Genomic DNA, 11,525 nt, shown 5'->3' with positions numbered 1-11,525 from the left:
AGCATCGGCCCGGCACAATAGGGGCATGGATGCTCGGATCGTGCGCACGCGGAGGCGCCTGCAGGAAGCGTTGTTCGCGTTGGCGGGGGAGCGTGGGATCGACCACGTGACGATCAGCGACATTGCTGAGCGTGCCGGTGTCAACCGCACAACGTTCTACCAGCACTACTCCGACAAGGAAACGCTCCTGGCGGACGCGCTCGACTTGGTGGCGTCGGAGGCCGGTGCCCAGCTGGGTGATATCGAGGTTCTCTCGGGCCGCCCGCCTGAAGCGCTCGTCACCTTTCTGACCCACATCGACGCGCATGCGGAGCTCTACCGCAGGGTGTTCACGGAACCCGGTTACGGAGCGGTGTTGGCGCGCTTGCGTGCCGAGATTCAGTCCGCCGTCGCGCAGACGGCCCACGATCACATGCCTGACGGGCGCGTGATGCCCGACGAGGTGCTCGCGGCGGGCATGGCGGGTCTGATCGGTGGCGTGGTGGCGTCGTGGCTGAAGATGAGCCCGCGACCTGACGTAGCGACTGCGGCCGAGTGGATCTGGTGGGTGATTCAGGGTCCGTCGCGAGACACGGTAGTCACCAGCTAGTCAGGGGCTAGTCGCGTGTCAGTCCCTCCCGTACACTAGAGGGATAACTGCACAGGGGATGATCGGTTTCGACGTGTGTGCTTTCCTCAGGGGAAGCGGGCCGAGGACGTCACGTTATCTCGTTAACGCTCGTGACAAACCAATAGGTGCCGATAACAAGCGCACCGACTTCGCCCTCGCTGCTTAAGCGAGCCTCGAAGTCCGTCAGCCCAGGCTAGTTCCCGTCCTGGTCCCTGACGTCATCTAGGGAACTTGCTGAGTGGCCTCGTTACCGGGCCGCTCGGGACTCTTAGGTAACTGGGGCTATCGCACAGCCTGTCTGAAGGTCGTGCGGGTCCGAGACACTGTTATTTCAGACTGCGCCCGGAGAATACCTGTCGTCGTACATGCGGACGCGGGTTCGATTCCCGCCATCTCCACGTTTATCTCCCTGTTTGGTGACCGAAAGGCCGCCGTCGCTCCTCTTCGGAGCGCCGGCGGCCTTTCGTGTGCCTACCGCTTTTCGCGCACCTGGCTCTATCGCTCGGTCTCAGCGCGCGAAACAGAGAGTTGGCGCCATTTGCCGGGCACGGGGTTACGGTTGACGTCATGGAACAACGACGACTTGGATCCGCCCCGTTCACCGTTTCCGCGATGGGCCTTGGCTGTAATAACTTCGGCCGTGAAGGCACTGTCTCCCAGACGCAGGAGGGCACCAACGCGGTTCTGCACGCGGCCCTGGACGCGGGTGTGACCTTCCTCGATACCGCCGACCTTTACGGCGGCCAGTGGGGCCTCAGTGAGACCCTGATGGGCGAGGCGCTCAAGGGGCGCCGCGACGAGGTCGTCCTGGCCACAAAGTTTGGCTTCACCGAGGTGCCCACGCCGCTTGACGAGCTCGGCGCAAAGGGCTCGCCCGCATACCTCCGCGCCGCGTGTGAGGCATCCCTTGAGCGGTTGCAGACCGACCACATCGACCTGTTCCAGCAGCACCAGCCGGACCCGGCCGTCCCCGTCGGAGAGACGCTCGGCGCGCTCGCGGAACTCGTGGAGGAGGGCAAGATTCGTGCGTATGGCGTCTCCCAGTTCACGGCAAGCCAACTGCGGGAGGCCGATGCTGCGGTCCACGAGCGCTCAATCCCCGGCATTGCGTCGAGTCAGGACGAGCTCAGCCTGATCGCCCGCGGCGTCGAGAACGATGGCCGCTTGTCCGCCGCGCACGACATCAACGCTGGCTTCCTGCCTTTCTTCCCGCTTGCCAACGGACTCTTCACCGGCAAGTTCACTCGCACGGACATGCCTGCGGATTCCCGTATCGCCAAGATTCGCCCCCAGATTGCGCAGAACGCCGACTGGGACGCCATGGAGGCATACCAGGCGCTATGCGATGACTGGGGTGTGACGATGCTCCAGGCCACGCTTGGCTGGTTCCTGTCGCGTGCCGTGGTCTCCTCGGTCATCGCCGGTGCGACCCGACCCGAGCAAGTGCGCCAGAACGCAGACTCGGCCCACTGGCGCCCAAGCCCCGACCAGGTGGGCCTGATCGAGTCGTTGTTCCCCGCCTGACCTAGAAGTGCCGTCGGGCGATCAGGATCCCGAACCCGAGGAACACCAACGCCGCAGCGCCACCCACAAGCCACGCCGAGCCGCTCGCGCCGGTGACCGGGAGGCTGGGCCCTGCGGTCCCATCATTGGATTCGGCCGATGCCGTGGTGCTGGGGGCAGGGGACGGTTCCGGTGACGCGGTGGGCGACGTGGACGCAGACGGCTCCGGCTCTGGGTCGGGGTCATCGGCCGCCACGAGCGTCAACGGTGCTGACGCCTGGCCCGCCGCACCCAAGGCGACAACGTCATGGGAGCCTGCCGCAGCATCGGCCGGAATGGTGACGTCGGTGGTGAAGGTACCCGCAGCATCGGCCGTCGTGGACCCCACCGATACCGGCGTGGAGTGAAGCTCAAGCGCCACGGCCTCATTCGGGTCGAAGCCCTCGCCGGTCACAGAGATCGTGTCGCCAGGGGCGGCCTCAGCGGGCCCGGTGAGGCTATAGACGCTGACGTCATACTCGGCCGTGAACGTGAGCGCCTCGGTGACGGGGACTGTGAAGTCCGCGGGCGCTCCCGCCAGCGTCCACTCGGCAAAGCGGTGGCCGGGGACAAAGGGCGCGTCCGGAGCGGACACGAGATCGCCGTGCTCGACGTTGACTGTCACATCGCCGCTCCCGTATCCCAACTCGAAGACCACCGGATACGTGGCGACGTCCCACTGCGCATACAGCGTGGTGCGGCCGTCGACGGAGTCCGCCGTGAAGTTCCACATCGAGGTGCCTTCGGGGTCGGTCGACCAGCCTAGGAAGGCCTCGCCCGTTGAGGTGAGAGGTGCGGGCTCGGTGAGTGAGCCGCCTACGGCCACGGTCTGATCGCTGGGCGTGTCCGGATGGCCGTCGGCCTCGAAGGAGACCGTCACGACGGGTGACGTCGGGTAGTCGATCTCATCGACGACGTCATGACCAGACGTGTAAGGAGCCCATCGAGGGTAGTCAAAACCGTTCCTCGCCATGTCGTAGATCACCGTTGCGCGTTCGTACGGCTCCTGAGTGCCCGAGAAGTGGTAGGTGCCGAGTGCCTGATTCCCGATCGCGCTGGGTTCGTCTCCAAGGAACGTGAAGGTCTCGAGGGGATTGTCCTCGAACGCGAAGGAGCCGATTGACGTCACTGTGCTGGGAATCGTGACGTCAGTGAGGAGGTTTTCCGAAAACGAGTCTGACGGGATCTCCGTGAGCGAATCGGGAAATGTGATCGACTCCAGCTCATTGATCGAGAACGCCCCGTAGCCCATGGTCGTGAGGCCGGGAGGCAGCACAACGGTAGGACCAAGCTGTGCGCCGTTGAATGCGTAATTGCCGATCGACGTCACCGTGGACGGGATCTCGACAGTCGACGACGCTCCCTCGCCCAAGGGGTTGTTGCTGATGAAGCCCTCGGGGATTGCCGTGATGCCGTCCGGCCACCTCACGTCAGTCAGCTTGTTGCTTGAGAACGCATATCCGCCGAGCGACGTGACCGAGTCGGGGATCTCAAGGCGTCCGGTCAAGGAGGCGTAACTGAACGCGGACTCTCCGATGCTCGTCACGGTCGACGGCTCCTCGAAGGTCAGGGTCGAGTCATCCGCCCACTGGTCGCGGAAGGCCTCTTCGCCGATGGACTGGACGCCGGAGGGGATCACTATCGCAGTGAGCGAATTGCTCCTGAACGCGCCTTCACCGATGCTCGTCAGCGTTGAGGGAAACGTCAGTGACGTGATTCGGTTGTTGCGAAAGCTCTCGAACCCGATGGAGGTCACGCCTTCGGCGATCGTGAGCTCCTGGATGTACTCGCCTTCGAATGCTCCATCTGCCACGGCGACAGCCGGGTAGGTCGAGCCGCCTTCAGAGAGGGTCGCGGGAATCTCGACGAGCGTGGCGCAGGAGTAGTTGCACCCGGTCACGTGCGCTTCGCCTGCAACGACCTCGAACGTGAACGAATACGTGTCATCGGTGAGGGCCGATGCCGGGGTTGCGGCAGCGACGGCGCCCGCCGAGGCGAGGGCGATTGTCGCGATCGCGGCGGCGGTGCGGCGGAGAAGGGAGGTGGTGTGCTTGTTGTCCTGGCGATTCATCACGAAAACAGAGTACATACAAGACTGTATGTAAACAATACGGTGTGACTGAGTCCACTCGGAAAGTGATCGGAGTGGGCGCGGCCGGGCGCGGGTCAGCCGTCAACGCGACACGGGCGGCCGCAACAAGTGCGGCCGCCCGTGTCGGCGGAGTGAGGAGTGTCTTAGCGGCCCATCGAGACGCGCTCGGGGCAATCGAAGGGATCGCGCGCGGCGAGACCCACACGGTTGAGGTACTCGATGACGATCGCGTATGACTCGATCAGCGTGGTCTCCGTGTACGGGACATCGTGCTGGGCGCAGTACTCGCGGACAATCTCGCGGGTGCGAACCAGGTGGGGGCGCGCCATGTTCGGGAACAGGTGGTGCTCGATCTGGTAGTTCAGGCCGCCGGTGAGGATGCTCATGGCCCAGCCGCCGGAGATGTTGCGGCTGGTGAGGACCTGCTTAGACAGGAAGTCCATCTTCACGTCGGCGGGCACAATGCCCATGCCCTTGTGGTTGGGCGCGAACGACGCACCCATGTAGACCCCGAACACGGCCATCTGCACGCCGATGAATGCGAACGCCATCCCGAGCGGCAGGAACATGAACAGCGGCACCAGGTACAGCGCGAAGTGGGCTGCGATGAGCGGAAGCTCAGTCCAGCGCTGCTTGCGCGTGCCCTGTGCGAACAGCGACACCACCGAGCGGTAGTGAAGGTTCAGGCCCTCGAAGGTGAGGAGCGGGAAGAACAGCCAGCCCTGGCGCTGAGTGACCCAGCGCACGATTCCGCGCGCCTTCGCGGCGTCCTCGTCAACAAACGAGATGGTGTCCGTCTCGATGTCTGGGTCCGAGCCCACCTTGTTGGGGTTGGCGTGGTGACGCGAGTGCTTGTTCATCCACCACTGGTGGCTGATGCCGACAATCAGCGCGGACAGCACGCGGCCAAGGCGGTCGTTCGCAGGGCCCGACTTAAAGACCGTGCGGTGCGAGGCCTCGTGACCGAGAAATGCGACCTGCGTGAGCACGATGCCCAGCGCGGCGGCCATCAGCAGCTGGAACCACGAGTCGCCGAGCAGGATGATGCCGGTGATGACACCGCCCATTGCGAGAACGAGCGCGGCGCCAAAGCCTGCGTAGAAGCCGTACGAGCGGTGCAGGAGCCCGGTGTCGCGCACCGTTGCGGCGAGTTCGGCAAAGCGGTGGGTGATGTGGTTTAGCGGCATCACGGTGCCAGCGTTGGGCGTGCGAGTCATGCGTCTCCAGAACAAAAAACAGGGGGCGTACGACTTCCCAGCCGTCGAACTGGCACGGTGCAAACTGTCCAGCGAGCGACAGCGCGCGCCGTGCGGATGCCTCGACCCTACGCGACCGTAGGTTACTTGTCACGCCTTCGGTCGGCGAAACTTCCTAGGGCCGATGCACGGCTCGCCGTCCGCTGCCACCTTACGGGCTTAGGCGCGGCGCCTGAGAGCGATGAGGCCAGCGCCCGCGAGAGCGAGCACGACAGCGAACCATGCCGATGCGGCGGTGGCTTCCGGGCCCGTCGTCGGAAGAGTGGAGCCTGGTGTGGAACTCTGCTCCACCGCGTCGTCGGCGGGCACGCCGCCTCCGTCGGCAGGAGTCTCCTCTAGCTCGACCGGGTCAACTGTGAGTGGCTTCGACACTGTGCCCGACGCTGACACCAACACGAGCTCATGCGAACCGGGCGCGATGCTCGTTGGAATGGTGACATTAGCGCTGAAGTCACCCGCCGCGCTGGCCCGCACGGTGTCGAGGGTCATCGGCGTCGAGTGAAGCTCAATCTCGACGGGCTCGCCGGGATCGAAACCGCTTCCAGACAGTTCGATGGTGTCACCGAGGGCGACCTGGGCCGGCGCGATGATCGTGCGCACGTTCTCCGTGTACACCGCGGTGACGGTGGTGTCGGTGGTGACCGCAGTGCCGGCGTTCCAGGCCGACCCATCGGATCCCACCCACCCGGTGAAGGTGTGCCCACTCAGGAATGGGTTCGTCGGTGGGTTGGCCGGTTCCGGGTATGTCACGACCGCGACGTGGGGGTCCTCTCCGTTGCCAGGATCGAACGTCAGGGTGTAGTCGTTCGGGGTCCAGGTGGCGGTGACGGTCGTGTCCGCAGTGACGGTTGCGTCGAAGTCCCAGGGGTTGTCCGTGTCGCCGACCCATCCGGAGAAGGCGTAGTGCGTTCGGGTGGGTTCGGCGGGGAGGGTGGCGGTCCCCGGGTAGGTGATGGTCTGCGCCGGAGTTGGCGTGCCGCGTGCGGGATCAAATGCGACCGTGTAGTCCAGCGGAGTCCAGGTCGCGGTGAGGGCGGTGTCGGCAGTGATGGTTGCGTCAAAGTCCCAGGGCTGGTCGGCATCGCCCACCCAGCCGCCAAACGCGTAGTGGTCTCGAGTTGGGGCGGCGGGCTCGACGATGGTGCCCGGGTAGACAACGCTGTGAGTTGGCACATCACTGCCGCCCTTGGAGTCAAAGGTCGCGTCGTAGCTGTTCGCGCTCCAGGCGGCAGTGAGGGTGGTGTCTGTGGTGACGGTCGTGTCGAAGTCCCACGCGCTTCCCGTGTCGTCGACCCAGCCGGTGAAGGTGTAGTGCTCGCGGCTGGGATCTGCCGGTTCAGCGACTGTGGCGGGGTAGGTGACCGTGGCGTCGGCTGGGATTCCCGACCCGTCTCCCGCGAAGGACACCGTGTAGTCCAGGGGGTCCCAGGTGGCGGTGAGGGTCGTGTCCGCGGTGATGGTCGCGTCGAAGTCCCAGGGGCTTTCCGTGTCGTCGACCCAGCCGGTGAAGGTGTAGTGCTCGCGAGTGGGATCGGCCGGCTCGCTCGCTGCGCCCGGATAGGTCACGGTCTCGCTGGCGGGTAGCCCGTCTCCCTCGCCGGCGTAGGTGACGCTGTAATCAACGGGGGCCCACTGTGCCCACAGCGTCATGTCACCCGTGACGGTGGCGTCGAAATCCCACTCTGTGCCGGCGCTAGCGTTCGTGTGCCAGCCGCTAAACGTGTGGTGTGCGCGACTGGGCGCTGACGGCTCGCTCGCCGTGCCGCCGAGGGGCACGTGCGACTCGAAGCGGTCGCCCGAGCTGCCGGTCTGCGGGTCAAACGTGACGATGTGGGCGTCGACGTAGTGTGCGTAGTAGGTGTCACGCCCGGGGTTTTCCCACACTGAACGATCGTTGAGGTCGACGTGGTTGCCGTCGCTGGCGGCATCGCGCCAATCGGCGAAGAGTTCGCCTCTGCGGGTTTGGTCCTCAAACGCGGAGGGGAAGAAGTACTCCATGGCGCCCCCGCCGACCGTGAACTGGGTGAGGTGGTTGTGTGCGAACGCGCGGGTTTCAAGTCGCTGGACACTGGACGGAACGGTGACTTGCTCGAGGTGGTTGCTAATAAACGCCTGGCTACCGATGTAGGCGAGTCCGGTCGCAACTTCGAGGCCAATGTGTTCCAGCTGATTGCTGGCGAACGCACCTGATTGGATCGTGACGAGATTCGCGGGCACGTTGATGTAGGTGATGTCGTTTTCCGCGAATGCATCGGTGCCAATCGACGTGACTGTCGCGGGGAGTTCGACGCTCGTCAGGCCCTTGCGGTACATCGCACGGTTGTAGATGCTCACGACCGTCTTTCCGCCAAGGGTCTCCGGTACTTCGACTGAGCCGCCCGGACCGTAATATCCGGTGATGCGGGCCTGGGTGTTGTCGAAGACGTACCGCCAGTCCCCGGACTCGGTTGGAAAAGTGGTCCAGGCGGCGGCTGGCGCGCTCAGCCCAAGTGCGGCCGCGGTGGCCACCAAGGCGGCGACAATCACAGAGGCGATGGGTTTTCGAATGCGCACGATTGCTCCTCAGCGTCGACGGGGATGCCGAACACAATACATGCGCGAATGAATTTATTTGAAGGGCCACGCGAGGAAGCGTGACGCGAGGTCCGGTAGACCTCGTCGGGACACGCCCACCGCTACGCTCGTGACCATGCTGATCCCAGTCCTCGCCACCCTCGTAGGGCTCGGCGCGCTCGCTTGGAGCGCCGACAAATTTGTGATGGGCGCTGCGTCCGTTGCCCGCTACCTCGGCATGGCTCCGCTGCTGATCGGCATGATCGTGATCGGTTTCGGAACCTCGGCGCCAGAGATGGTGGTCTCAGCTTTCGCCTCCGCAGACGGCGATCCTGAAGTCGCGCTCGGTAACGCCCTCGGATCCAACATCGCCAACATCGGCCTGATCCTCGGAACGACCGCGATCATGCTGCCGATCATCGTCAAGCGCGGCATCCTCCACAAGGAGCTCCCGCTGCTCGTCGTCGTGACGGGCATCGCGTGGCTGCTCATGAGCGACGGCACGCTGTCCAGCGGCGACGCAGGAGTGCTCATCCTGCTCCTGATCGTCCTCCTGACCTGGCAGATCATGTCCGCTCGGCAGCACAAGGGCGACGCGCTCGGCGTCGACGTCGAGTCATCGACGGACAGCCGCGGCATGACCAAGAAGGCGGCGTGGATCTGGCTTGTCTCGGGCCTCGTGCTGCTTGTCGTGTCGTCACGCCTCCTGGTGTGGGGCGCTGTCGAGATTGCGGAGTCCCTCGGGTGGTCCGACCTCGTGATCGGACTGACGGTGGTTGCGATCGGTACGTCCGCCCCCGAACTGGCTTCCACCATCAGCGCCACGCGCCGCGGTGAGAACGACTTGGCGCTGGGCAACGTCATCGGCTCCAACCTCTTCAACACTCTTGGTGTCATCGGTATTGCGGGCCTGATCCACCCGGCTGCGGTCAGCTCGGAACTGCTCTATCGCGACTTCCCCGTAGTGATGGGCCTAACTCTCCTCGTCATCGCCTTCGGGTTCCGGTGGAAGAGGGACGGACGGATCAACCGCCTCGAAGGCGCTGTGCTGCTGAGCCTGTGGATCGGTTACACCGCGTTCTTGCTGATCACCGCCTAATCCGACATGACGCACACCCCACCCCCGGATGCCCCGGCCGCCATGTCTCTGCGGGGTCTGAGCAAACGGTTCGGCTCCACAGTCGCGGTTGCCGGCATCGACCTCGACATCCCCACGCACTCTTTTTATGGCGTCGTGGGCCCCAACGGCGCTGGAAAGACGACCACCCTGTCGATGGCAACCGGCCTTCTGGAGCCAGATTCCGGCAGCGCGTTCATCCACGGTGTCGACATGTGGCGCGAGCCGGCGCGCGCGAAGCCGCTTGTGGGCGTCCTGCCAGATGGTCTGCACACCTTTGACCGCCTCACCGGCGGGGAACTCATTAGTTACGCGGGACTCATGCGCGGACTCGACAAGGCCACTGTGCGGACGCGACGCGACGACCTGCTCGCGGCGCTGGACCTCGACTCCGCCGGATCCACCCTGGTGACGGACTTCTCCGCAGGCATGACGAAGAAGATCGCGCTCGCGTGCGCGCTCGTCCACGCGCCCCGGGTCCTCATCCTCGACGAGCCCTTCGAGGCCGTCGATCCCGTCTCGGCCGGCGCGATTCGTCGCATTCTCAAGGAGTTCGTCGCCTCGGGCGGGACCGTCGTGATGTCGAGCCACGTCATGGCGCTCGTGGAACGACTGTGTGATCACGTCGCCGTTGTGGGCGGCGGTCGGATTCTCGCCGAGGGCACCATCGAAGAGGTCAGTGACGGCCGTGACCTCGAGCAGCGATTCGTTGAGCTCGTAGGCGACGTGTCCGATCAGCGGGATCTGTCGTGGTTGCGACAGTCCTAAGACTGAAGTTCACGACCGTGGCGCATCAGCTACGGCGCGAATGGTGGCGGGCGCTTCTCCTGATCGGCGGCGCCGTTTGGTCCCTCACCTTGGTCCCGATGGTGTGGTGGGCGCAGGTGAGGCTGGGATTTGAATCGGCCGATGTTCGGGGCACCATCCTCGTCATGGCGGCGGCCGTGTGCATCGTGGGGTGGATCGTGGTGCCGCTCATGGTGACCGGTCTCGAGGACACTTTGGATCCCACGCGGTTTGCGACGTTGGGAGTCAGCGCCCGGCAGATCGCTCCAGGGCTCACCGTCGCAGCGTTCCTGACCGTGCCGGCCCTGTTCTTCGCTGCAATGTTCGTGGTGCTTACCGGAGGCTGGCGGTACGACGGAACAACGGCGCGCGCGATCGCCACTGCGGGCAGCCTCCTGACCGTGGCGGTCATGGTCCTGGGAGCCCGCGTCGCTGTGGCCTGGAGCGCGCGGGCAGTGAACGATCGCCGCGCTCGCGGTCTACTGCTACTCAGCATCGGCCTCGGCATCGCGGTACTGGGCTCGGTGATGTGGGTGGGCCTGCGGGACGGGCTCGACGACGGCCTCCAATACACAGTGCCGGTCCTCAGCGAATGGCTGGCGCGCACACCCATCGGCGCGGGAATGTACGCGCCGGCCGCCTTCGTGGCTGGTGACGCCGCCGGAGCCGTGTGGCGCCTGGCCATGATGGCCGCGACTGTCGGACTGCTGGCGTGGGCGTGGAAAGACTCGATCGCCCACGCGCTCATTCACCCCGTTCACCGCGGTGGCGGACGCAGGCGTAGGGCCGATGCCGTCCTCACCCACGCATCCAGCGCGCCAGCACGCAGGTGGCGAAGCGGCGGGGCCACGAGGGCGGTGAGGGCTCGCATGCTCGTGTCGTGGGCCACGGACGCTAGGTACTTGGTGGGCGCCGCCGGCGTGGTCGCGCTTCCCGTGCTGTTCTTCGCCGTCGCCATGCCCGTCTTAAGCCTTGAGACGCGGTGGGCATTTGTGGCGCCGGTTCTACTCGCCTCGTCGATTGGGTGGGGCCGCCACAACGATGTCGCGCTCGACAACTCAGGCCTGTGGCTGGACATCGTGTCCGGCTCGCGGGGGCGCGCTGTGATGCTGGGCCGGATGCAGGCAGTCCTGGTCTGGGCTGTGCCTGCGGTGCTCATCGCCGTTGTCGGAGTGCTCGCGTGGAGTGGTCGCTGGGCAGATGCTCCGGGACTCATCGGCGCGAGCCTGGGCACCTTGGGGACAACGATGGCTGTCGGTGCGCTGTCCTCGGTCCTGCTCCCGTATCGCACGGCTGGCCCCGGCGACAATCCCTTTGGCGCGGAAGTCGGCTCCTTGGGGGCGTCCTTCCTCGCGCAGATGGTGTCTTCGATCGCCACGCTGATCGTTCTCCCGCTTGTCACGGTTCCCTTCATCTTGTCGCTGACCGTTCACGCCGGGTGGGGATGGGTTGCCTGCGTGACGGGCGTGACGCTGGGAGCCGCCGCGTTCTTTGCGGGCGCGCGGCTATCTGGCACGGTCTATGACCGTCGCAGTGGAAAACTCATCGCCGCGGTGACGTAGCGCGTCG

Annotated in this window: 8 protein-coding genes and 1 other RNA gene; 6 read left to right on the top strand and 3 right to left on the bottom strand. The window is 65.2% G+C overall.

Annotation, left to right across the window (positions count from 1 at the left end):
• Positions 1–25: 25 nt before the first annotated feature.
• The 3 genes from AOP74_RS02090 to AOP74_RS02080 all read left to right on the top strand — a co-directional run bounded on the left by AOP74_RS02090 (position 26) and on the right by AOP74_RS02080 (position 2,134).
• Positions 26–589, top strand: a complete 564-nt coding sequence (locus AOP74_RS02090) for a TetR/AcrR family transcriptional regulator (protein WP_061960682.1) — start codon at positions 26–28, stop codon at positions 587–589.
• A gap of 54 nt (positions 590–643) precedes the next feature.
• Positions 644–1,011: a transfer-messenger RNA gene (ssrA, locus tag AOP74_RS02085) on the top strand.
• A 166-nt stretch (positions 1,012–1,177) separates the two neighbouring features.
• Positions 1,178–2,134 carry an aldo/keto reductase gene (locus AOP74_RS02080; RefSeq protein WP_061960681.1) on the top strand — a complete coding sequence of 319 codons (957 nt, stop codon included), beginning with the start codon at positions 1,178–1,180 and terminating at the stop codon, positions 2,132–2,134.
• A 1-nt stretch (position 2,135) separates the two neighbouring features.
• Here the strand turns inward: AOP74_RS02080 and AOP74_RS02075 are convergent, their stop codons facing one another.
• The 3 genes from AOP74_RS02075 to AOP74_RS02065 form a co-directional block, all read right to left on the bottom strand.
• A complete protein-coding gene (locus AOP74_RS02075) occupies positions 2,136–4,223 on the bottom strand; it encodes a leucine-rich repeat protein (RefSeq protein ID WP_236683771.1) in 2,088 nt (695 codons plus the stop codon).
• Between the two features lie 164 nt (positions 4,224–4,387).
• Positions 4,388–5,461 carry a fatty acid desaturase family protein gene (locus tag AOP74_RS02070; protein WP_082095944.1) on the bottom strand — a complete coding sequence of 358 codons (1,074 nt, stop codon included), beginning with the start codon at positions 5,459–5,461 and terminating at the stop codon, positions 4,388–4,390.
• 198 nt (positions 5,462–5,659) lie between these two features.
• The gene (locus AOP74_RS02065; RefSeq protein ID WP_061960679.1) at positions 5,660–8,053 is read right to left on the bottom strand and encodes an InlB B-repeat-containing protein; all 2,394 of its coding nucleotides are present in this window, start codon (positions 8,051–8,053) and stop codon (positions 5,660–5,662) included.
• A gap of 136 nt (positions 8,054–8,189) precedes the next feature.
• On the opposite strand from AOP74_RS02065, the gene AOP74_RS02060 reads away from it, so the two are divergent.
• From AOP74_RS02060 to AOP74_RS02050, 3 genes are read left to right on the top strand one after another with little or no spacing between them, the layout of a single operon-like run.
• On the top strand, positions 8,190–9,152 hold the full coding sequence (locus tag AOP74_RS02060) for a calcium/sodium antiporter (protein ID WP_061960678.1): 963 nt from the start codon (positions 8,190–8,192) through the stop codon (positions 9,150–9,152).
• Positions 9,153–9,158: 6 nt separating this feature from the next.
• On the top strand, positions 9,159–9,938 hold the full coding sequence (locus tag AOP74_RS02055; protein ID WP_061960677.1) for an ABC transporter ATP-binding protein: 780 nt from the start codon (positions 9,159–9,161) through the stop codon (positions 9,936–9,938).
• Entirely contained in the window at positions 9,920–11,518 is a 1,599-nt protein-coding gene (locus AOP74_RS02050; protein ID WP_236683697.1) for a hypothetical protein, read from the top strand. The genes AOP74_RS02055 and AOP74_RS02050 overlap by 19 nt, the downstream gene beginning before the upstream one ends.
• The last annotated feature ends 7 nt before the right edge of the window (positions 11,519–11,525 follow it).

Source organism: Demequina flava (genome assembly GCF_000975035.1).
Taxonomy (GTDB): Bacteria; Actinomycetota; Actinomycetes; order Actinomycetales; family Demequinaceae; genus Demequina; species Demequina flava.
This window is presented reverse-complemented; position numbering and strand designations above follow the sequence as displayed.